At 40.6% G+C, this 23151-nt stretch carries 16 protein-coding genes; 6 read left to right on the forward strand and 10 right to left on the reverse strand.

Going from position 1 to position 23151, the window contains the following annotated elements; genetic code table 11:
* Positions 1-96: 96 nt before the first annotated feature.
* The 3 genes from ACH11B_RS05135 to ACH11B_RS05145 all read right to left on the reverse strand — a co-directional run bounded on the left by ACH11B_RS05135 (position 97) and on the right by ACH11B_RS05145 (position 6282).
* On the reverse strand, positions 97-960 hold the full coding sequence (locus tag ACH11B_RS05135) for a family 16 glycosylhydrolase (protein WP_013664277.1): 864 nt from the start codon (positions 958-960) through the stop codon (positions 97-99).
* Positions 961-1045: 85 nt separating this feature from the next.
* Positions 1046-3040 carry a RagB/SusD family nutrient uptake outer membrane protein gene (locus ACH11B_RS05140; RefSeq protein ID WP_377611987.1) on the reverse strand — a complete coding sequence of 665 codons (1995 nt, stop codon included), beginning with the start codon at positions 3038-3040 and terminating at the stop codon, positions 1046-1048.
* An 11-nt stretch (positions 3041-3051) separates the two neighbouring features.
* Complete coding sequence (locus tag ACH11B_RS05145; protein ID WP_377611989.1) at positions 3052-6282, reverse strand: SusC/RagA family TonB-linked outer membrane protein; 3231 nt, start codon at positions 6280-6282, stop codon at positions 3052-3054.
* Positions 6283-6502: 220 nt separating this feature from the next.
* On the opposite strand from ACH11B_RS05145, the gene ACH11B_RS05150 reads away from it, so the two are divergent.
* The 3 genes from ACH11B_RS05150 (at position 6503) to ACH11B_RS05160 (ending at position 8857) form a co-directional block, all read left to right on the forward strand.
* Positions 6503-7183, forward strand: coding sequence for a response regulator transcription factor (locus ACH11B_RS05150; protein ID WP_130854854.1), 681 nt, complete (start codon positions 6503-6505; stop codon positions 7181-7183).
* A 17-nt stretch (positions 7184-7200) separates the two neighbouring features.
* Positions 7201-8523, forward strand: a complete 1323-nt coding sequence (locus ACH11B_RS05155) for a sensor histidine kinase (protein WP_377611991.1) — start codon at positions 7201-7203, stop codon at positions 8521-8523.
* Positions 8524-8644: 121 nt separating this feature from the next.
* Positions 8645-8857, forward strand: coding sequence for a hypothetical protein (locus ACH11B_RS05160; protein ID WP_130854852.1), 213 nt, complete (start codon positions 8645-8647; stop codon positions 8855-8857).
* Between the two features lie 385 nt (positions 8858-9242).
* On the opposite strand, the gene ACH11B_RS05165 is transcribed toward ACH11B_RS05160, so the two are convergent.
* The 6 genes from ACH11B_RS05165 to ACH11B_RS05190 all read right to left on the reverse strand — a co-directional run bounded on the left by ACH11B_RS05165 (position 9243) and on the right by ACH11B_RS05190 (position 19414).
* The gene (locus ACH11B_RS05165; RefSeq protein WP_377611993.1) at positions 9243-13313 is read right to left on the reverse strand and encodes a two-component regulator propeller domain-containing protein; all 4071 of its coding nucleotides are present in this window, start codon (positions 13311-13313) and stop codon (positions 9243-9245) included.
* 79 nt (positions 13314-13392) lie between these two features.
* Positions 13393-15045 (reverse strand): sodium:solute symporter, encoded by a 1653-nt coding sequence (locus ACH11B_RS05170; protein ID WP_377611995.1) that lies wholly within the window; start codon positions 15043-15045, stop codon positions 13393-13395.
* Between the two features lie 31 nt (positions 15046-15076).
* On the reverse strand, positions 15077-16231 hold the full coding sequence (locus tag ACH11B_RS05175; RefSeq protein ID WP_377611997.1) for a four-carbon acid sugar kinase family protein: 1155 nt from the start codon (positions 16229-16231) through the stop codon (positions 15077-15079).
* Positions 16228-17268: a 4-hydroxythreonine-4-phosphate dehydrogenase PdxA gene (gene pdxA / locus ACH11B_RS05180; RefSeq protein ID WP_013664281.1), complete on the reverse strand. Its 1041-nt coding sequence runs from the start codon at positions 17266-17268 to the stop codon at positions 16228-16230. Before pdxA ends, ACH11B_RS05175 begins: the two co-directional genes overlap by 4 nt.
* Entirely contained in the window at positions 17261-18199 is a 939-nt protein-coding gene (locus tag ACH11B_RS05185; protein WP_013664282.1) for a dihydrodipicolinate synthase family protein, read from the reverse strand. The genes pdxA and ACH11B_RS05185 overlap by 8 nt, the downstream gene beginning before the upstream one ends.
* A 57-nt stretch (positions 18200-18256) precedes the next feature.
* Positions 18257-19414, reverse strand: coding sequence for an iron-containing alcohol dehydrogenase (locus ACH11B_RS05190; protein WP_377612000.1), 1158 nt, complete (start codon positions 19412-19414; stop codon positions 18257-18259).
* 348 nt (positions 19415-19762) lie between these two features.
* On the opposite strand from ACH11B_RS05190, the gene ACH11B_RS05195 reads away from it, so the two are divergent.
* The 3 genes from ACH11B_RS05195 to ACH11B_RS05205 all read left to right on the forward strand — a co-directional run bounded on the left by ACH11B_RS05195 (position 19763) and on the right by ACH11B_RS05205 (position 21675).
* Positions 19763-20635, forward strand: a complete 873-nt coding sequence (locus ACH11B_RS05195; protein WP_013664284.1) for an AraC family transcriptional regulator — start codon at positions 19763-19765, stop codon at positions 20633-20635.
* A gap of 96 nt (positions 20636-20731) precedes the next feature.
* Complete coding sequence (locus ACH11B_RS05200) at positions 20732-21406, forward strand: lipid-binding SYLF domain-containing protein (RefSeq protein ID WP_130854846.1); 675 nt, start codon at positions 20732-20734, stop codon at positions 21404-21406.
* A 92-nt stretch (positions 21407-21498) separates the two neighbouring features.
* Positions 21499-21675, forward strand: a complete 177-nt coding sequence (locus tag ACH11B_RS05205) for a hypothetical protein (protein WP_013664286.1) — start codon at positions 21499-21501, stop codon at positions 21673-21675.
* A 114-nt stretch (positions 21676-21789) separates the two neighbouring features.
* On the opposite strand, the gene ACH11B_RS05210 is transcribed toward ACH11B_RS05205, so the two are convergent.
* On the reverse strand, positions 21790-23052 hold the full coding sequence (locus ACH11B_RS05210; RefSeq protein WP_130854845.1) for an FAD-binding oxidoreductase: 1263 nt from the start codon (positions 23050-23052) through the stop codon (positions 21790-21792).
* Positions 23053-23151 lie beyond the last annotated feature (99 nt).

Here is a 23151-nt window from a genome sequence, read left to right on the forward strand (position 1 = left end):
ATCAATACCGAAGCCAATAAAGCTAAGATATCGCTTCAACATTTCAAGTCGGGCACCGCCATGATGTTGCTTTATCTTTTATCGTGAAGCGATAATTTACTTTTTTTGATAAACTCGTACATAATCGACTACAAAACGATTAGGGAATTGGGTATTTCCTAAATCTCCTCCATTGATCCCGCCCATCGCCAGATTCAGCAGGATATAATGAGGCTGCTTAAATGGGTTAAAGCCCGAGCCATCTCGATTCACCAATTCGTCCAATGGAACCTTATTCAATAGGATATCGTCTACGTATAAAGCAATTGCTTCTTCATCCCAATCCATTCGCCACACGTGGAATTCTGATGCCCACTTTTTGCCCCCTAATTCTTTTACCGCTTTTGTTTTACTATACCATTTCGCCTGGTAGGGCTGATCGGTGCCGCAAGCAATATTGGCAAGGATATTACCTTTGTAGTATTCCATGATATCAATCTCACCATTAGATGGCCATTGCTTTGAAATGCCTAAAGTCCAAAAAGCCGGCCAAAGTCCGGCACTGATATTAATTCGTCCTCTCATTTCAAAACGGCCATATTGCCAGCTATGCAAACCGCGGGTATTGATTGAGGAAGAAGTATGCGTTATTTTTGATCTGCTTTCGCTCCATTGCTTGCTATCCGCATTATAATTCGGATTGGCTTTGTCTTCTTTACGTGCTTCAATAATCAATAACCCGCCATCGCACCAAGCGTTGTCTTTTTGATACCACTGTTTCTCTTTGTTCCTGACAAAGCCTTCCTCGAATTTCCAGTTAGCCGTATCGGGTACTCCGGTCTGGTCAAACTCGTCCGACCAAACTAAATGGTATCCCTCCTTTTCATATTTTCCTACATGATCATTTACGACACGTTGCGCAAAAACAGAGGAAAAACTAATTGTAAATATGATGGCTAAAAGTTCTATATAATTATTCATTCTATGTCAGTTTTGTATCTTGGTTTATCGTTACCAGTTTATTATTAGTACTAAATTTAAAAATCTATTTGGCGGAGTTCTTATTTTAATAGCCAATAGGCCCCGCGCCAGCTGTAACGGGCCATCCCGGATTTTGATAAATAGGTGAGGTCTCCGTTGACTGACCATCGGACGAAGAAATCAGAAAATGCTCGGTAGCGATAGGACTTAAATAATGTGCTTCTGTGAAAAAATACCCATTATAGAACTGATTGTTAGGCGATATTTGATGTACCCTGAGATAACGGCTCAGCGACGGATCAGAAACCGTATTGGTAGTCGTTCCTCCATATTTTAATCTACTGCCATATATATCCTTCATTGGTCCCCAAACCTTGATTCCCTCTATCTTAAACCCGTTTAGCTGATCCATTGCCCGCCAACGTATCAAATCCATATAACGTAGCCCCTCTACCATGAGTTCAGCTCTTCTTTCACGGCGTATATTATAAAGTGTAGGGTTTATTAAGTTACCATGCGAATATGCACCCCAGTCGTTCAATCCTTCTTTACTCATATCCGTTGCCGCGACAGTTACATTGAAATCGGGATTTACTCCAGCTCGATTTCTTATAGCTTGCCAATAACTAACAGCGCTACCATCAAGCCCACCATTCTTCTCAAAGCAAGCTTCAATGTAATTAAGATAAGCCTCCGCAGCTCTAAAACATACGATGGCAGTCACATCACGCCCAACGATAGATTGCATATTATTGTCATAAGACAAACCTTTTTTGATAGAATAACCTGTACCCTCCAAAAACCTGCTAGCAAGGTCTATATTAGGAACCGTTGGCTCCACTTCCGGTGAGGATCCCGTGGGTAGGTTTATAAACGCTTTGGTTTCCCCCGGAGCACGCATAAATAACTTAAGCCTCCAGTCTCTATTTACTTTTACATTACCCACAAAATCGTCACCCTCATACCCGGAAGCGGCAGCATATATAGGCAAACCATTTCCCATCAAAAAATTATCAACAAACTGACGGGTATATCCGTAACCATTACCATAGTATATATAGTGATTCCAATATTGTACAACACCTAATGTCAAATCAAAATCTCTCCACAGCAGCACTTCATCATACGCAGCGAGATTTTCAGAGTTAAACATCTCAAAATAAGGATTACTAGGATCGGAAACACCTTGTTTAATATGCATCGAATTAACCGTCAAGGCATGAGCATCTGCTACAATCTTTGCTGCCGCCATTGCTTCTCCCAAGAAAAAATCAATCTCATTGGTTATACTTCCTGTAGGAAATTGATAGCCTCTATTATAGTCCTTAGTCGCTCCAGGCCAATTCGGACCGTTAGGTACTAAAGCAGTTCCCTGATGATATTTTAACCATGTTGCTTCAAATAATGCCACTCTAGACTTGACTAAGTAAGCCAGATCTTTTGATATCCGGGTTCGCCCACCAACTGGAGGAACGGTTAACAATAGTTCGGCAGCCTTATCAAGATCACTGAGAATAAAACGCGCGACCTCATTACGTGGCCTTCGTTTGCTTGCTTCTACCAACGCAGCTTGTTGATCGGGTAGCACCTCCGTAATAATGGGAAAATCTCCCATTTCCATTAACCTTCCGAAATAGACAAATGCTCGCATTAAATATGCTTCGCCTATATAATGATTGATGTTATTAACATTGCCCATAACCGCTCCTGCCTCTACTTTTGCCAAGGCGGTCTGTAAAAAATAATTCAATTGAAAAATTGTCCCAAAAGACCAGCCACCACCTGTAGCACCTACGCGCCATTGCCCTGGCAAAAACCGGTTATTGCTGCCTCGATTCGTCATATTGTCGGTAGTCGCATCATCTAAATAGAGCCCGGCACCACCTGATCCATCAGTAGTTCTGAAAACATCTTGATAACGCGCTATTGTATAAGCACTAAGATGGCTTTCTTCATTAAAATAGTTCTCCGGCGATACTGCTGCCTGCGGCGCAATATCCAAATGCTTATTACATCCTACGATTAGGATAGTCAAAAAACAGAGAAGTGTTATTTTTATATCAAATTTATTTGTTTTCATGCTTGTTTAACTTAAAAATTTGCGTTAATCCCAAAGGCGAACACCTTTTGTAAAGGATATACTGTTCCTCCTTGACGTCCTATCCCTATTGATTCCGGATCAAGTGTATCATTGAGCTTAGTAAATGTCAATAGGTTTTCGCCTGAAACAAATAAGCGAACATTAGACATTTTTATGTTTCTGGTTAAAGTATTAGGCAAGGTGTAGCCAAGCTGGAAGTTTTTGAGCCTAATGTAGGAAGCATCTAGTAGATACCCCGTTTGTGCCTGTTGGTTTTTCCCGCTAAATAATGGTCTCGGATAATAGGAGTCGAGATTTTGGCCAAGTGGGTGATTTGGGTCGGCACGGAAATAATCTAAATGGTCCTTCAAGGCCGTTGACCAAAAATCGCCGGCACCGGTGGTACCCCAAAATACCATGCCCGATGGCGCCCAGTCTCTTTTTAGAATACCTTGCCAGAACATACTTACATCAAACCCCTTCCAACTAGCATTGAAATTCACTCCGATTGCATAGCGGGGAGTAGAATTTCCGATAATGGTTCTATCACCCGGATTTGCCAAAGAGTTAGCGCCTCCATCCACCTTTCCATCGCCATTAAGATCGGCATACATAATATCTCCAGCTTCCCAAGCCCCACCCGAAATGGCATTTTGACCTCCATTTGGAAGGGAAGCTAAATGGGCATCCATTTCTTCTTTAGTTCTGGCAATACCAATGGTATGATATCCCCATATATTATTAATGTATTGTCCGGCAATATATGATCCAATGTCATTGGTTAGATTATAGAAGTTGAGAACCTTCGTTCTTGAATCGGAAAGATTTAATCTTGCTCCATAGGAAACCTCTCCAATCTTATCATCCCACGCCAACGTAAATTCAAAACCTTTTGTAACGATATCGATATTGTTAACTAGTGGAACACTTGTTCCCAGCGTAGCTGGTAAGGTTTGACCCCGACCGAGACCATCATCTGTATAACGCATATAATAATCGAACGAGCCACTTAATCGACCGTTCAAGAGCTGCCAATCCAAACCAAAGTTCCAATTCCGAATCTTCTCCCATGTTAAGGAGGTACTGATTAAGCCCGGCGCACCCGACGTATTTGGCCTAGCACCGTCTACTAACCAATTACCATTTGCTGTACCTGTTGGAATAGTTTGATAAGTAGGATAATATGCTGGATTCCAATTATCTAATGTATTTTGATTACCCAACTTACCATAAGAAGCACGAAGCTTCAGCATTTGCACGGTATTAGTAACGGAACGAAAGAAATCTTCCTGCGCGATATTCCATCCTGCTGAAACAGAAGGAAACCAATTCCATCGTGCATCTCTTCTGAAACGTGAAGATCCATCGTATCGCAGATTACCTTCTAGTAAGTATCTGCCTTTATAATCGTAGTTAATACGCCCAAAAAAGCCCGCCGTTGACCATTTATCCAAGCCACCTCCCACAGTAGGAACAGGATTACCGGTTAATCCCAATACCGGCAATTCTGTAGTGATCAAGTCCATTCTTTGGGCGTTAAAATTCTTTGTTCTTGTCCATTCAGATTGAAAACCCATCATCAATTGAACGTTATGGTCATTTATACTTTTTGTATAATTTGCATATAGATTGGGATTGAAGAAATACAGTTTTCGGGCATATTCATAAACATAATCATTCGCGGGACTAAGTAAAGAAACATATTGACCTACTCCGTCAGCATTACGTGAATACACTTTAAATGCGTCTTCATGAACAAATTGCGTTTCTGTCCTATAATTCAGTTCGCCTATAATATTTAAATCTTTTATAGGCGTATAGGTCATTTTCAGCTGTTGTGTTATATAATCTTGCTCATCCGTACGCCTACCACCATTTTGCAAGGCATCTACATAATTGATATCCGACATATAAAATCCATTCGGATCATAAAGCGCCCGATTAGGTCTAGCTCTGCGCATAACGTTATCATAGAACCCATCGGTCATGCTGGTGGGCCGCCCATAATTCGTTCGAATTAATCGACTCATGTACTCGACATTAAGATTATCGCGTAATTGTCCACTTATCTTCGCAGTAACTCCATAGCGATTAAACTTATCTGTTCCATAGCGCATAAAACCTCCTTGGTTAAGGTAATTACCCGACAAATAATAAGTCCATTTATCAGAGCCTCCGCTGATACTCAGATTATGTTCATTCGCAGGCGCCCAGTCGCGATAATATTCCCTCATCCAGTCTACATTTCCGTAAGTATTATCATAATCCCATTTACCGTCGGGTCTGGCTACAGCTACGTCGCTTGGATCCAAAAGCCCATCTATATAGTCCTTCATCTTTTGAACCACCGTTGGGCTAAATTTCTGGCCACTTCCTCCACCATTATAATCAGCGTCATTCCAATAAGTAGCAAACTCATACGAATTCATCATTTTTAACAGCAATACAGGCGTGCTCCAGCGGAAACTATTGTTATAATTTACCCTAGCTTTTCCGGAAGCTCCTTTTTTTGTCGTTACCAAAATAACTCCAAAGGGTGCCCTTGAGCCGTATACTGCAGAAGAGGCGGCATCTTTTAATACCGATATACTCTCTATATCTTGCGGATTCAAGGCATCTAAAGACCCTTCCGACCCATCAATCAGCACTAGGGGGCTTCCAGACGAAAAACCGCTAATTGTACCCGTCCCTCTTACATTAACGCTTCTACCTGCATTCAAGGTTCCACCTAATCCTTGTGTAGAGATATTTAACCCAGGTAGAACTCCTTGAAGTGCCTGTGTAACATTCTGTACAGGCCGCGCTTCCAAATCTTTAGCGCTGACAATTCCCACGGCGCCTGTGAGGTTCACTTTCTTCTGCGTTCCGAAACCAACTACAACCACTTCATCCAAATCATTAGCATCGTCGGGCAATAACTCCACGTTTACATTGTAGTTCCCCTGGCGGTTTGGTGCCAATGTAGTAAGGCCTATTTCTTTCGATTTATAGCCGATACATGAAAAAATCAAAACCGCGCCCTCCGTGGCCTCAATTTTAAAGGTTCCCTGATCTCCTGTTTGCCCCAAAGCCTTTCCGTTACGCTGCTCTCTTATAGATACCCCAGCAACAGGCCCCCGGCTATCTTTTACAAGGCCTGTAACTTGAACATTTTGAGCTGCTACCAGCTGTACATTCGCCAGCAGGAGAGAAATGAATAATAAACTTCCATATTGGAAACAATAGGTCCTAGATTTGCTCATAATTTAAAAAAATACGTTCCATAATGTTGTTGGTTGATTTCAATAGCTGATGGCCATATGGTTTAGTCGTTGACATCATCTATCGTATGCAATTATGAAAGATTTTTACGGATGGCAGGGGTGGCAAAATATGATAGTTTAGGGGGTAAAATAGTATTAACTTTGCTTTAATATTTTAATATAAAGACAAAGCGTTCATAAATGTGTTTATTGGATAAACATGAAAATCCTTATTGTTGAAGATCAGAAAGACCTTGCGCTCGAAGTGGCTGAATTTCTGTTTACAGAAGAGGGATGCGTAATCGACCATGCATGGAAAAAAAGCTCTGCATTGGAAAAAATAACAGAAAGCACCTATGATTTCATTTTATTGGATATTACACTACCGGATGGCAACGGTTTGGACATAATAAACGAGCTAAAAAAATTCAAAGACAGAAGGGATGCAGTGATTGTTCTTTCGGCCAGAGGGGCTATTGACGATCGCATAGCAGGCTTAGAGCTGGGAGCAGATGACTATTTGCCTAAACCATTCTCATTGCCGGAATTGCGCGCTAGGATTCATGCAATTATACGCAGGAAACATCAGGTGAACGATAATAACATTCCCGTACGTGACTTTTCGTTAAATATACAGCAAAGGACCTTCTGTTACGGGAATGTGGTATTAAATCTCACCAAAAAAGAATATGATATACTTGCTTATTTAGTGTTGAACAAAAACAAAGTAGTGGCGAGGATGAGTCTCACAGAACATATATGGGGTGATCTCTACGATGCTTATGTTGACTCCAATTTTGTAGATGTTCATATAAAGAACTTACGTAAAAAACTACAACAACATGCCGAGGTCGATTGGCTCGAAACCGTTCGCGGGGTTGGCTACCGAGTTAAATTGTAACCTATTTGGCGTCGCTTATGAAACTCTCCAATAAAATAGCGCTATATAATTCACTTACCAAAGTAATCATCATCTTGGTGTTCAGTTTTGTTATTTACCTTTTTACGGATAGCATTTCGAATCATCATTTGCAGCAGCGCCTCGTAGACAAGCGCAAGAAATTCATGCATGGACTTACGCAGGAACAGATCGACCACCTTATTCAAAGCCAAGCCAACTTTACCGACTATAACATTTTAAAGGAAGAGTTTATTATTTTAACTCCCATTAAGCAACTCGTTAAAAACAACCATGGTAATTTCATCAAACAAACGCGAGAAATAGAGGGGGAAACACAACCTTACCTCATTTATACTTACTATTTTAGATTTCATCAAAACAATTATCGCCTGGAAATAGGCGAAACTACGGTTGTGTTAAGTAAATTGGAGAAAAATATCTGGTTATTTACCTGCTTAGCACTTCTTATCTCCATCATTATAACCTTAATCATTGATATATCTTTTACTAATAAATTGCTACAACCATTTTACAATATTGTCGAAAAGAAGCTGAATAAAATTAACGATCCCTTACAGTTTAGCTATATTCCCGAGAAAACAAGTACAGAAGATTTCCTACTGTTAGATAGAAGCCTGATGCAACTAATGGAAAAAGTAAGTCGACAGTTGGATGTCGAAAAGCAATTCACTTCAAATGTTTCACATGAACTACTTACTCCGATCAGTACCTTAAGTAGCCGATTTGAAAATATGCTTAACGATGAAAGTCTATCCACTTCAGCCGTTCAGAAAATAAGTGATTCGTTAATGACGCTCGCATTTTTAAAAAGAACCATAAAAGATCTACTTTTGATTGCGAAGATTGACAATGGACAATACGAAAAATTCGAGAAAATCGATTTCACAAACTTGATTGAAGAGATTCGAGTTGAGATGGACGATTTACTGGCTAATAAAGAGGTCCAATTACACAACCAATTATCGCCGAAGCTCAATATCATCGGAAATTCAACACTGATTCACATTCTTTTTGCCAACCTCATCAAAAATGCCATAAAATATAACCAACAGCATGGCACAATTCGTGTCTACAACGAGATAAAAAACGACCATCTCGTTCTTTTCTTTGAGGATTCTGGAATTGGCATGACAGCGGAAACATTACAACACATATTTAATCGCTATGAACGTTTCAGTACTTCACAGGAAGAAGGGCATGGCTTAGGGCTGGCGATTGCCAAAAGTATCGCTGCTTTCCACACGATGGATATCCAGGCTTCCAGTATTCTTCACGGAGGGACCACTATTGCATTGCATATACCTATTACACGTCATTGAATTTCATCTTCATCAAATCTTCATGTTAACTTCTCAACTTTGGTATAACAAAACAACGGAAGCAAAGACATAAATTGAAAGAGCCGTCAAAAGCTTCCGATGTATTAAAAAGATAAATACCATGAAAAAAACAATTTTAGCGCTTGCATTAGTTGCATCAACTTTCGGCGCATTCGCACAACAAAATGTTAAAAAAGAAACAGTATCAGCTAAAACTGAAGTTCAAAAAAAAGGTGAAGGTGTAAAAAAGCATCGTAAAAGCCATGCGTTAAAAGGAGAAAGTAAAACCTCAGCCGTCGTGCAAACAGCTACCGCAAAAAAAGAGGTCAAATAATTTGGTAAATAAACAGATAATGCTTGTTCATAAGAGCCAACGGTGTAAATGCCGTTGGCTTTTTTGCTTGACTTCCGGTAGTAAAATTCCGAAATATTAAATCAATTCGTATTTTTGCATTACCTTCTATACAACCCGTGATCATTTCTTTCTCTTAAAAAAAACAATCCAATAATCCACATGAACTCCACGTCAAGTCCACCTTTAATCCACGTCAGGTCCACGTATCCTTCACTACTCCTTTACTATCTCTTCGCTTTTCTTTCATTTTCTATATAGCGGATACTGTTAGTATATAACCAAAATATCCGCTGAAGGTAAACACAAGAGGAACCAGTTCTTCTCCGGACTGGAGAAGTCGATTTGATTTTAATACAGACAGCGATCAACTAATTTGATACTTCTTTTGAAATAATCCTTTATACTTTCTTACATATTCAGAAGGCGTCATGCTAAATTCCTTTTGAAACTGCTCGCGAAAGTACTTTACATCATTGAACCCCGCGATTATTGACACTTCATTGATATTTACGTCCTCTTTTAACAGTGTTTGCGCTGCTTTTCTTAGTTTAATCAGACGCATAAACTCATTGGCGGTACGTCCTGACAGACTCTTAATCTTTTTATAAAGTGCCGAATGACTCATCCCTATTTCGGCCGCAAGGCTCTTAATAGTAAATTCATGATGCAAGTGTTTGAGAACAATGTCCTCGCAGCGTTGTAAAAAAGCTACCTCTTCTTCAGAAATGCCGATGCGGGTTGACAAAGTTACCTGTTCATAAAATGTTTCTTCAATTACCTTTTTTTGTTTTAACAGGGCCTGTATTCTTGCCTGCAAATGAACTTCATTAAAGGGTTTGCTAACATAATCGTCAGCCCCTAACTCTATACCTTTAAGTTTATTTTCTTCTGAAGTACTTGCAGTCAATAAAATCACAGGAATTTTATGCCAAAGTTTGTTTTTTTTCAGCTCCTCTACAAACTGAAGTCCATCCATATCCGGCATCATCACATCACAAAGAACAATGTCAGCTATTTTACTCGGCAAAGCTGCCAATGCATCCTTAGCGTTATGAAAAACCATCAAAGAAAAGCTTGGTTCAAAGCACCTATATAGATAATCAACGATTTCTTGGTTATCGTCGATTATCATCATCAACGGCTTTTTATTGATTAAAGTTGTAGGCACCATTGTCTTGCCTTTAGCGTACGAATCTATTATTTGCGGTCTACTGATCGGCTCTTCCAAAAGTTCTTCCAAGAACATCGATTTCTGACCGATGTCTTCGTAAATTAAGCGATCTTGCAAATGCTGTCGCCCACGCGGTAAAGAAAGGATAAAGGTACTACCCCCATCAGGCCGATTGAAATAATCCAGCGTTCCCACATGTTGTTCGGCAAATTTTTTGGAGAGGTATAAGCCTATTCCGAAGCCACTTTGTTGTCCATGTGCATGTCGCGCAAATTTCTCAAACAGTTCGTTCTGATATTCACACGGTATTCCACAACCATTGTCTTCTACCAGGAACTGAACTTTATCCTCGTGAAAACGTAGTTTCAATGTCACCGTGCCTCTTGTTGCAGTAAACTTAAAGGCATTGGTGAGCAGATTAAACAAAATAACTTCTATTTTTTCCCGGTCAGCATAGATAGGCTCGGTTGTTTCGGGCAATTCCAAAAAAAAGTCAATCGATGCTAACTTAGCCTGCTGCTCATAACATTGATAAATTTCCTGACACAGCTCGTCGGCATTAAGCTGAACGATCTTTAGGTTATCCAAATCACTTTCTGCCTTTTTAAATAAAAGCAATTGATCTACCATACTTAAAAGCCGTTTACTATTCCGGTATACGCTTTGCAAAATCTCTAGATCCTGTGCCTTTTCTTTCATCAGCAAGGTTCTAATTGGATTAATAATGAGCGTTAAGGGTGTACGAAGTTCATGCGAAACGTGTGTGAAAAACGCGATTTTCTTTTCATTCAATTCGTGTTCCTTTTCTTTCTCCACTTTTGCCCTTTCCACTTCATATTTTAGTTGCAAACTGCTTTTTCTATAGCGATTATAACCTGTCACAGTAAATAGAAAGATAATACCATACAAACCATAAGCCCACCAAGTAGCCCACCAGGGCGGTGATACCTGTATGTAAAGTAAGCGTTCATTTGGCATCCACTGCCCATCGGCATCGGAGGCTTTAATATGTAAAACGTATTTTCCCGGAGGCAATTTCCCATAATTTGCACTCCGAGTATGGCCGACATAATTCCAATTGTCTTCCCAGCCCGCTAAGTAGAATGCATAATTGATTTTATCTTGAAAACTATAATTTAAAGCTGCAAAATCTACCGAAAGTACCGCACGATCATAAGGAAGTTTAAGCGTAGTAATCTCACTAAATCCGTTCTCGTCGGTATTTAAATCCGAATTTTCTATCGGCTTATTATTTATTCGGATGCCCGTAATGCGCAACGGTGCTTTACTTTCTAACGATGTTATCGTCTCTGGAAGAAAGATATTGAATCCATTTATACCGCCGAACAACAATTCGCCGGTAGATAGTTTCAACGCTGCATTATAGTTAAACTGATTGCTCTGTAACCCGTCGGCAGCAAAGAAATTACGAAAGGTATTGTCGCGAGGAGAAAATTCTGATAAACCGTTGAAGGTACTCAACCACAAATGGTTGCTATTGTCTTCCAAGATATTCAATACGGCATTTTCGGGCAACCCATCGGATTCTGAATAGGTTTTAAATGATCTTTTCACCTTATCAAAAAGCATTAAGCCCTTACCTTCGGTGGCTAACCAGAATTTTCCCTTTCCACTCGGCTTAATGGCACGTATCGCACTACCCAAAGGAAACCGGACATGCTGTTTGGCTTGGAGATCTATTTTTATCAAACTGTTGAACGTTCCTCCCCATAACTGTCCGTCTTCATCTTCCGTAATAGTAAGCAGGTTGGTAATCGAATGGTCCGCAAGCTCAAAGTAATCTCCTTTCTTATTAAGCCGATAAAGCCCTCCGTCCGACAAGGTTCCTGCCCATATACCTCCTTTGCTATCTTTATAAAGTGCCCATACGTTCGCTTCTTCATATCGGTACACGGTATTAACGCAACGATATCGCTTAAATTGACGGGTTCGAAGGTTAAACTTGTTAATTCCGCCGCCATAAGTTGCAATCCACAGATTTTCTTCATCGTCTTTTATAATATTCACCACATAATTATTACTGATGCTATTGCTATTGTGAGGATCGTGCTTAAAGTTTTTAAATGTATTGGTAGATCGGTTCCACAAGCTTATTCCCGAACCGTCGGTACCTATCCAAACATGATCACGATCTTGTTCACAAAAAGAAATAATAAAGTTACTGCTTAAGGCATTCGGATGATTACCATTACGTTGCACCAATTTAAACCGATTAGCCGTTTTATCCAGTATATTTAGACCGCCTCTTAAGGTGCCAATCCATTTCCGATCGGCATTATCTATATATATTGCGTATACGGCAGCGCTTGATAGATTATCGGCCGCGTCGCCTGCAAAAAAGCCTTGGTGTTCTTCCGTTTGAGGATTAATCTGAAAAACACCTCCTCCATCTGATCCAACCCATATTTGCCCTTGTTTATCGAGACTTAGGCTCATGACAGGTTGACTACCCATGGCTGCATAATGCTGATAGATGAATCTATTATTCTGCGATTTTCGAAGTCGATGAAGACCCTTATTATTACCTATCCATATACTTCCCTGCTTATCGGACACCAAGCAGTTAGCCTGCCAAACCTTGTGGTCGACCAATTCCAGGAATCCCTTCGTAGCATCATAATACATGAGCCCTACATTCTGCACGAAGACCCAAACCGTTTGTTTACTACTCATTACAGCAGCCTGTGCGTGAAATTGATAGGTTAACTGTTTATCACATTTTAACGGAATTTGCTTTGCTCTATTTGTATTTGGGTCATGAAGCAGCAAACCCTGTCCAGCCGTACAAATCAGCAGGTTGCCGTTTTCCATTTTTAGTAAGGCATTTATAGGAGTGGTAACCTTTCTATCGGGGTTGATTGGTTTGTTTTCCTCCCTATAAAAAAGAGGGAAGAAACTCCATTTAGATTTATCGAGACGATAAACGCCCATTTTGGTTCCTACCCAAAGATTAGCGGCGCCATCTTCTTCGATGGCTGATACTCTATTGTTTGGTAAGGATAAAGAATCATCAAGGCTGTTTTTGAAAGTCCTAAACTGATAGCCATCATATTGGTTTAAACCATCAAAAGTACCCACCCACATAAATCCATATCGATCTTGGAAAATCGTGGTAACGGAATTATTGGATAAACCCTCCTTTAAACCGATACGCTTAAACTGCGCATTAACTGTCAAAGAAACAATTATCAATAAAATTAAAATGACCGGTTTCTTTCCGCTTGAAGGGTAAAAATAAAACATATCTTTAGGCTTGATATTAGTTTTACCCAAACATAGGAATTAACTCGCTAAAATCAAATAGCTTTATCCGGTGATCAGGTTAGCCAACAAAGAGCTTTCGCTTCCCGTTTTCTCTTGCAGAGGTTTCACCCCCTTCTTTAAACTTTTCGCTTATTACGGTATGAGCTTGTTGTTGTTGCTTTCTCTCCCTTCTTAGCTTCAACCAGCCACTGTAAAGCAAATTTTCATTGATTGACGGTTTTGGAAAGAATAGGCTGCTAATATAGCCTACTACGACCACCAGAATATGGCTATATACACCAAGCATAAGCTTGTGATGGGTAAAATTAAAGGTGCCTAAATCCAGCAGTTTGTACTTATTATCTCCTATACCGACTTCCGTTGACGTTAAAAGTGCATAAGCTGTGAAAAATATACATGTTACAATAGCAATATTAACGCCTTTTTCATTGGCCCTACTTGAAAACAGCCCTAACAGAAAGATTCCGACAATGCCACCTGAAAATATAGCATATAATGTAAAAATAACCCCTAAAATCCCTTCACTTCCCAAATAAGCATATACGAAGCCTATTATGATGGTAATGATGCCCGATAATACTACAATCCATCTACTACTAGCTAAATAGATACGATCTGTTTTTCCCGGTTTTATCTTTTTATAGTAATCTTCTACCCCTACTGCTGCCAAGGAGTTAAGATCGGCACTTAAACTACAAATTGCAGCAGAGATCATGGCCGCTAACACAAACCCCACAACACCTGTTGGCAGTTCGGTCATAATAAAATAGGGGAACACACTATTGGCATTTACATTTGCTGGTAGCGGTTGCTGAGTATAGTATGCAAATAAGGCAGTTCCAATGAACATGAACAGCGCCCAAACGGGTACGGTAAGTAAGATACCTAATAGCGAAGCTCCAATAGCTCCCTTGTCTGTCTTAGCAGTTAAGTATCGCTGAACAACCGTTTGGTCAGTACCGTATTTTTGTATTCCATAAAATAAGCCATTAATGGCAACGACGATGAAGGTCAGATTTTTAAAATCGAAGTCATAAGGTCCGAAGCCGGTTCGATGATTCATTTGGGCAATATGCCATACTTGTTTAGCACCGCCATCAACGGCAAAGAATATCAATAGCAGACAGATGATTCCGCTTAAAAACAGCATAAATCCCTGAAAAACATCTAACCAGATAACGGCCTCCAAACCACCAAGCAAATTAATAGTAATGATAATAGCCCCGGTACCGGCGATTACCCAAAAAGTATTGGCTCCTGTCATACTACTTAAAGCAACTGCCAATAGGTATAACACGGTTCCCATTCCGGAGAATTGGCGCAGAACAAAGGCAATGGAACTGTAATAACGGGCGAATGATCCGAAGCGCTTTTCAAAATATTCATAGGTGCTTAATCCGATTACCTTTCTGTACATAGGTACGATAAACCATATACTAAGCAGCAATACAATTGGCACCATTAACCCTTGGACCAATAAAATCCAGTTGGATGTGAATCCTTCGCTTGGGTAGCCGAGAAAAGTGACACTGCTTATCAGCGTGGCCAAGAGCGAAATACCGATAGCCCATGACGGAACCCTACCCCTTGCCGAAAAAAATGAGTGCGTAGACGTTTGATTTTTTGCATAGCGCATCCCCATATACAGGGTTATCATAATAACGATAACTATGATACCATAATCCACCGCCCCTAATGCAGTTTTTGTCATAATGTTGGTTGTTTTAGTGTTAGTATTTGTGCTATAGCGTATACCAGTTGTAACTACCCGGTTTTAAAGTTATCCATATTTTTGGCTCTTTATATATGCTACAGCGAATTACCCCTGGAGCTAATTCTTCCACTGGTTTTAATTGTCCGATCTGCCGATGTGCTAATATCGTTCCGGCCGTGGCTCCCCCTTCTATTATCAGTTCTTGGATGGTGACTTCATTCAAGAGGCGATCGACAATTTTTGCCATGCTTATCCTTAAGAAGCTTGGAGTTAATGGCATACTGGATACTAGCTCATTATCAAAGGCGATTATTGCTTTTTGATGATGCATTAGCGCAGCCTTCACCCGTTCCATCCAACGGTAGAGCTCTTCTTCATCCATATTTTCCCCCGGTTTACTGATCGGAAGGTAGCAAACAGGTTCATTCACCATACGCCAAGCCTTAATTCTTTGTATACTTTTCTCGTAATTGCTTCCGCAGATGTATAATGAAGGTCTCCTGAATCCTGTAAATGACTTATTTTCCTCCAATGGTTCGCACCTTAATGCCTTTGCTTTATGCTCAAGAAAAGCAATAAATGCGGAAGACCCGCCTGCAAGCAGGGTATCCTCCGGTGCAATTTGTACCCATTTACTAATGTCCTGTTCTGTCGCTATTTCGCCTACAACAAGGCCATGTGCAGGTAACGTGTCACTCCATGATTTTATCTGCACGTCTCCTTGCGCTCCAAGCATTTCCAAGACATTGGCATTTTTAACAGGAAATTCGGGATCGCACGAAAAAGCCGTCTCATGAATTGGTTTATCTTGCACATAGTATTTTCCCTTTCGGATTGTCCGGCCTAACCGTGGATTAGCAGGGAGCAATAATGCCCGTTTGGCACCAATAGCAAGCATTTGCGCTGTAAGCTCAGCAACTATATGTCCTCTTAATACAGAATCTACCTTTTTAAATATATGTGTAAAGGAAAGCGTCTTTATCCATCTCAGTACGTTGTCCAACCGCTCCATCGCCTGCTCTATAGCCATTGACCGCGTGTCTGTATTGATTACCAACAGATCGGTTCCCGAAGTTATAGAAACGTCTATTTGATTCGTAATTTCTACCTGAAGGTTATAACGTAGGGCGACCCCTCCTAATTCAGTGGCTCCGGTTAAATCATCTGCGATTACAATAATCATGTGCTAGACACTTTGTTTAATGCTAATTGTGTTGCTGCTTCGATCGCCAAGAGCATCGCGTCCTCACTGGCAATACCCTTGCCTGCGATTTCAAAGGCCGTACCGTGATCCACGGACGTGCGAATAATGGGCAATCCCATGGTGATATTAACTCCCTTCACGCTATCCATCTGCTTCTTTTCAGGATTCCATTTGAATCCGGTTAATTTAAAGGGAATATGGCCTTGATCATGATACATGGCTACAATTCCTCCGTAATAGCCGGTAGCGGCCTTGGAAAACAGGGTATCTGCAGGTACAGGCCCCTCCACATCATATCCAAGCTGCCCTGCCTCCGCTACAGCAGGGGCAATCTCTTCGTCGTCTTCCGTTCCGAACAGTCCTGAATCGCCTGCATGTGGATTAAGGCCGGCCACACCGATCTTTAAATTTCTTAAGCCTAAACTGATCAGCCCGTTTTGAAGCAATTCAATCACCTCTAAAATACGATCCTTCTTTACCAGATCACAGGCTTGACGGAGGGAAACGTGTGTTGATACGTGAATAACGCGCATTTGCTCTTCTACCAATAGCATCGCATATTTTTTGGTATTGGTATAATGTGCATAGATTTCGGTATGTCCGGGATATTGATGCCCAGCTTCACTAATCGATTTTTTATTAATGGGGCCTGTCACCGTGGCATTAATCTGACCGTCCATCGCCAATTCAATCACCTTTTTTACCGATCGAAAGGCAGCATCTCCCGCCGCAGCCGACACTTGTCCAAAATGAATCGCATTTAAATCAACAGGTCCCAAATCATATACATCCAGTTGGCCATAAATAAACTTTGCGTCTTCTATATGTTGTATTGAATGGATTGAAACCTGAATATCCAATGCATTTATGATATGTTGAAATACGTTGGCATTTCCTATCAGTAGCGGTCGGCATGCATCATAGACTTTTTTTGATAGTAGCGCCTTAACGGCAATTTCAGGCCCGATACTAGCCGGATCGCCCATAGTAATTCCAATAATTGGCTTCTCAGACATGATTATAAATATTCAGTTTTATTCCTTCTTCCTTAATAAGTTGCTGAAACGACTCCTTTAAAAGATTGATTTCTTCTGTGGATGACCCTTGAAGCGGCGGCATCACATGGGGTTCACATAAACCAACTGATTGCATCAGGATTTTTAGCGCCCATAGAGATTCGCCTAAGGTTCTTCCTTTTTGATAAAGATCGCCCAATAGGTCCGATTGTCGTTGATAATAGTATGCTTTCTCTTCGGAGCCTTCAGCAATGGCCTTGTACATTTCGTCGTAAATGGAAGGCGCTAAATTCCCCGTACTAGGTACCAAACCGTCGCTACCATGTAGAAGTGCATACGCGGACTTCGCAGCCCAACCGAGCAGATGACTAAAATCAGGCCTATCGGCCCAACGAGACAATGATTCCTGAAGACGTTCTTCTGATCGTTCGGAATCTTTGGTAGCTACGATATTGTCGTGCAGACTTAACTCGTCTAATAGATTTAGCGGTATAGACATATGGGTGGTAGCGGGTATATTATAAATAACCATTGGACCGTCCACATGATCGGCTAATTGCAGAAAATACTTCTTTATTTGACGTTCTGATAGCTTGTAATAAAATGGAAGCGTAGCAACCACCGCATCCGCGCCAAACTCGAAACAACGTTTCGAAAAATCAATGGTTTCCTTCATTGAATTGGATGATATTCCAACATATAGCTTATGTTCAGTTGATCGAATACCGGCAACTGTTTCAAGATACTCTAGTTTCAATTGGTTAGTCAGCAATGCGGACTCGCCGGTTGTACCCAAAATAAAGGGAGACGCATTGAACTGTTTTAAATTCTCCAAAATTCGGGCGACCGCTTCTTTATCAAGTTGATATTTTGTATTTATGGGTGTTACTAAGGGAACAATGGTACCATGGTATTTCTTTTTTGTCTTCATCTGTCAGTCTTTTGTTTTGTTTACATCTATCTATTTTGGCATTCAGGCGTCAGTCGTTTAATAAGCCTCGCGATAAATAGATATTGCATCATCTATGGTAATTTCCCTTGGATTGTTTACTAATAATCTTGTTATTTTCATGGCATCTTCGGCCAACTGAGGTATCGAAGTTTCCGGAATATTTAAATCTCTTAATCTAGCCGGAAGATTACATGCTCGAATAATTTGCTTTATTTTTTCAACACCCGCCATAGCAGTCCCTCGGTCATCGGCTAACTTTTCACATCCCAATGCGAGCGCAACCGCTGCGTAACGATCGGGTGCTGCGGGAATGTTAAAAGTCATCACATGGGGTAGAAGTAACGCATTGGATAAGCCATGCGCTATTTGGAAACGCGTCCCTAAAGGATAAGCCAGGGCGTGCACGGCCGCCGTATTGACCGGTCCAAGGCAAATCCCACCGAATAAGCTTCCCATCGCTACTTGCGCGCGAGCAAACTCATGGCTACCGTCCTCAACAGCCTTTACTAAATTGGCTGCTATTAACTTTATTCCTTCTAAAGCGTATATATCGATAAAAGGATGAGCAAATTTATTCGTATATGCTTCCAAGCAGTGTGTAAGCGCATCAAGCCCGGTAGCGGCGGTTACCCCTGCAGGTACGCTATGCGTCAATAAAGGATCCACACAAACTAGATCGGGTACCAAAAAAGGGCTGATTATTCCTTTTTTTTGATGGTCGACCGGATCGATAAAAATCGCATTAGGCGAAGCTTCACTTCCCGTACCCGCAGTGGTTGGTACACAGATTAGCTTAATCCGTCTCTCTCGAATTAAATTTTTACCGACAATCGCTCCCAGCTTTTGATCACTTTTTAACTGCACGGCTGCAAGTTTTGCTATATCCAGTACGCTGCCACCGCCAATACCTATTACGCCATCGATATTTTCCGATACATAGCTATTTATCAGCTGATTAAAATCATCGAAAGAAGGTTCTTGTTCTATTCCTGTATGAAGAAAAACTTGTATCCCGATGTTATCTAATTGCTTGATCAAGCTTTGTATAGTGGGCAATAAAGGTGCTATACTGACGATCAGTACCTTCTTTAGGCCTAAAGGCGCAATATCAGATGCTATTTGATTCAAACATCCGCTTCCAAAAAGTATCTTGTTTGGAAAATTAACACTTATATCTCGTAGAACTGTCATCATCAAAAACGCAATTGTCAGCTTCTATATGAATTTCAATGGGTCTTCCCCAGAAGTCCCAAAAGTTTATAATGGCCGCTATCTTTCCTTATTATTAGAGACTTACACCGGCTATAAATGAAATTCAAATATAGGGCTCGGTAAAACCACTTTGTTGTACAATTTTCCCCTCATCCTATACAATATTTGCATAGAAACTATAAACATCTTACATTTGAGGAAATCATGCTATAACAAGCATAACAAGCTAACCAAACTTGTTTACATACCTTTAAGGATCGAGTTATCATATGACATAAAGTGGTGATAGATTGGTCGGATATTATAAGATACTCGTTAAAAAAGTACGCAATGAAACCTCGTTTAAAAAAAGTTCCTGTAAAATCAGAGAGTTCCTTTAGCATCAATCATGATATCATGCCGAACTTTGGTAATGTTTGGCATTACCATCCCGAATTGGAGTTGCACTACAATATTAAAGGGGAGGGTGTACGGTTTATTGGTGATCACATAGACAATTTTTCTTCGGGTGAAATTATTTTATTAGGCGAAAACCTACCTCATGCCTGGCGCTGTCGAGAAGAGTATTTTCAACAAGATCCGAATTTTAATATTGAAGCCATCGTTATGCAGTTTTTGCCGGATTGTCTGGGCAAGGATTGGATTAATATACCGGAAGCCTACCTTATTCCAAAATTGTACGAAAAAGCCAAGAGCGGAATGATATTTTACGGAGAAACGCAGAAAAAAGTTGCACAGCTAATGCATGATTGTGCTACTGCTGAAAATTTGGAACGTATTATTCTATTGTTATCTATTTTAAAAACATTAGCGGAAAGCGATGAGTATAGGCTTATAACGAATAAATACCATGCCTTCACTTCGCCCAATGAAGCCGACACCATTCGGTTGAATAAAGTCTATACCTACACCTTTAGTAATTATAAATCGGAGATAACATTGAAAGAAATCGCGGCGATCAGCAACCTTAGCGTAACTTCTTTTTGTCGCTACTTCAAAATGATGACCAGAAAAAGCTATTACGATTTTCTAATTGAGATTCGGATTAGCCACGCTTGCCGTTTATTGATCGAGAATATTTTACCAACGGAAGTCATTTGCTTCGAATGTGGATTTAACAATGTATCTAATTTCTATCGGCATTTCAAAAAACAAAAAGGCGTTACTCCACTGGAATATAAGCGCATCCACCTTTCAAGATAAGTTGTAGGTTTTAAGCTCAAACCCATAGAACTTAAAATTTATAACCCATAGCAGTTAGCGCACACTATTTTAATTGGTAAACCGTTAATAAAGCGTATGAAGATAATTAGAAAATGGATAGCGGCCCCAATTTTATTGGCCCTAATATGCGTGCTGAGCTCGTCATATATCGTAGATAAAGAAGCTGAACGGATTCAAAAAGCAGCAAGTGTCTTTGAAGACTTCACAAACATGAAAGAAAGTATACCCGCATCCATGCTGGAAGACTCAAAGGGAATCGTCATTATCCCAAAAATGATCAACGCAGGATTTGGTATAGGTGGAAAACGAGGAAAGGGTGTTGCAATGGTAAAACTTGCTTCCGGAGAATGGAGTGATCCGGTATTTGTAACGATTACCGGTGGTAGTATTGGATTTCAAGCAGGGGTGCAAGCAGTAGATTTAGTGCTTTTATTTAAGCATAAAGAAGCTTTAACAAATGCTAAGAACGGAGACTTTACCATTGGTGGCGATCTTTCGGCTGCGGCAGGTCCTGTAGGCCGAAGTACGAGCGCCAATACAGATTATAAACTGGACGCAGAAGTTTATTCCTATTCGAGAAGTAAGGGGCTTTTTGCCGGCATCAGTATTAATGGTTCTAATATAGCTTTTGATAAAACAGCCAATAGTAATTATTACGGGGCTAATTCGGACACACAGAAACTGTTTTCGGGAGCAAAACATACGAGTGCAGAAGTAACTGCACTGAGAAATGCGTTAGGGGGCAAATAAAATTTAAAAAGCCTATTGCATTTTAATAAAAAAACGTAGTTTAGCAAAATCATTAACTTAATTTTATAAACCCATAAAAATTTATAAGTATTATGGAAAAATTCTCTAAACTGAAAGAACTTATTGCTCAAGCTGAAAAAGACGCTCTTGCATTCTACGAAAAAGGAAATAAGGCCGCTGGCACAAGATTAAGAGGCGCATTACAACAAACTAAAGCGTTAGCTCAAGACATCCGTAATGAAGTAACGGAAAAGAAAAATGCGAAATAATTGCTTACAAGGATCAAAAAAAGCCTGTGCTTAGTAAGGCAGGCTTCTTTTGATCATTTGATTATTAAGTTCTATTCAAATATTTGCTGACGGGGCCAGTGAGTTTACGGCTAATTAAGCAAAACGTTCGGGTGAAAATAGCGATATATCAGATGAACTTGGCAGCTCATTTGCCAATTCGCAGACGACCTTTCCATAGGCAGGCCCTAAACTAAGTCCCATCATTCCACCCCCTCCGGCTATAATCAAGTTCTTTAACTGTTTAGTGTACCCAAGGTATGGCAAGCCATCGGGCGAACAAGGTCGGAAACCGAACCAAACGTCTTTTCGCTCCGGCATAGCCACTTTTAATTCGGGATAGTAGCGGGGAATAGCTTCAACGATGCCCTGTACGCGGTTCATGTTAATATCTTCGTTCAAAGCGGCCAATTCCATGGTTCCTCCGAAGCGAATATGACCATGCATGGGAGTTACGGCCACCCTCGCTTCGAGTAACAATGATGGATGCGATAACGTATGCTCCTGAGGTTTATACATAAACGAGTAACCCTTTCCCGGCATTAACGGAATCCGAAGTCCCGCCTTTTTTGCAATTGCCGGCAACCAAGCGCCTCCGGTCATCACAAATTTATCGGCACTGAACTTCTTGTTTCCGGCAATAACGGCCTGCAATTTTCCCATACCGGATTCAAAACCCGTTACCGTAGTGTGCTCATGTATCACTGCACCCTTTTGTCTCACAAAAGCAATAAGCTGCGCCATTAGCGCTTGTGGATATAAATGACCATCGCAACGATAGTGTACCGCGCCCAATACATCAAGCTTATTATTTGGTTCCAACAATTGTACTTGCTCTTTCGACAAAGCCTCTACGTCCAAACCCAGTGCTTTCGCCGTTTCAGCCAAATGGATTTCTTCCTCTGCCATTTTCTCTGTTTTATATAGCATGAGAATTCCTTTATGTGCTAATTCAAAGGAGAATTCATCCGTTTTCACCATTTCGTCGTATAAGTTACTGCTCAGGAGATTTAGGTCGCGAATACTTGGTGCAGAACGGTTAACATGGGTAGCATTCGCGTGTTTAATGAACTTTAACCCCCAAGAGATAAGATTAGCACTCAAACTCGGTTTTACATAAAATGGGCTCTTGCTGTTAAACATCCACTTGATTCCCTGCGCCACAATACCTGGAGCCGCGAGTGGTGTAAAGTGACTGGGAACCAGCATTCCGGCGTTACCATAAGAACAGTTGTCTTTTAAATCACCGCTGTCTAGAAGCGTAACTTTCCAACCATCTTTTAACAGATAATAGGCTGAACATAATCCAGCAATACCTCCTCCAATAATCAGAACACTCCCCTTATTTTCTTTATCCATGTGTTAGCATACTAGTTGTCAGCTTTCTTTGTCCGTTCTCGGCTTTTTGAATTTACCAAGAACCAAACTGAAACGCATAACAGACTTTTTTACTTTTGA

The organism is Olivibacter sp. EAT-5 (assembly GCF_044784325.1).
Classification (GTDB): Bacteria; Bacteroidota; Bacteroidia; order Sphingobacteriales; family Sphingobacteriaceae; genus Olivibacter; species Olivibacter oleidegradans.

Bases quoted from the DNA above. Each gene is read 5' to 3' on its own strand.
- ACH11B_RS05150 (WP_130854854.1), top strand. From the start codon at position 6,503: ATGAAAATCCTTATTGTTGAAGATCAGAAAGACCTTGCGCTCGAAGTG.
- ACH11B_RS05195 (WP_013664284.1), top strand. From the start codon at position 19,763: ATGAAACCTCGTTTAAAAAAAGTTCCTGTAAAATCAGAGAGTTCCTTT.
- ACH11B_RS05145 (WP_377611989.1), bottom strand. From the start codon at position 6,282: ATGAGCAAATCTAGGACCTATTGTTTCCAATATGGAAGTTTATTATTC.
- ACH11B_RS05175 (WP_377611997.1), bottom strand. From the start codon at position 16,231: ATGATTATTGTAATCGCAGATGATTTAACCGGAGCCACTGAATTAGGA.
- ACH11B_RS05155 (WP_377611991.1), top strand. From the start codon at position 7,201: ATGAAACTCTCCAATAAAATAGCGCTATATAATTCACTTACCAAAGTA.
- ACH11B_RS05135 (WP_013664277.1), bottom strand. From the start codon at position 960: ATGAATAATTATATAGAACTTTTAGCCATCATATTTACAATTAGTTTT.
- pdxA (WP_013664281.1), bottom strand. From the start codon at position 17,268: ATGTCTGAGAAGCCAATTATTGGAATTACTATGGGCGATCCGGCTAGT.
- ACH11B_RS05170 (WP_377611995.1), bottom strand. From the start codon at position 15,045: ATGACAAAAACTGCATTAGGGGCGGTGGATTATGGTATCATAGTTATC.
- ACH11B_RS05140 (WP_377611987.1), bottom strand. From the start codon at position 3,040: ATGAAAACAAATAAATTTGATATAAAAATAACACTTCTCTGTTTTTTG.
- ACH11B_RS05205 (WP_013664286.1), top strand. From the start codon at position 21,499: ATGGAAAAATTCTCTAAACTGAAAGAACTTATTGCTCAAGCTGAAAAA.
- ACH11B_RS05185 (WP_013664282.1), bottom strand. From the start codon at position 18,199: ATGAAGACAAAAAAGAAATACCATGGTACCATTGTTCCCTTAGTAACA.
- ACH11B_RS05190 (WP_377612000.1), bottom strand. From the start codon at position 19,414: ATGATGACAGTTCTACGAGATATAAGTGTTAATTTTCCAAACAAGATA.
- ACH11B_RS05165 (WP_377611993.1), bottom strand. From the start codon at position 13,313: ATGTTTTATTTTTACCCTTCAAGCGGAAAGAAACCGGTCATTTTAATT.
- ACH11B_RS05200 (WP_130854846.1), top strand. From the start codon at position 20,732: ATGAAGATAATTAGAAAATGGATAGCGGCCCCAATTTTATTGGCCCTA.
- ACH11B_RS05160 (WP_130854852.1), top strand. From the start codon at position 8,645: ATGAAAAAAACAATTTTAGCGCTTGCATTAGTTGCATCAACTTTCGGC.
- ACH11B_RS05210 (WP_130854845.1), bottom strand. From the start codon at position 23,052: ATGGATAAAGAAAATAAGGGGAGTGTTCTGATTATTGGAGGAGGTATT.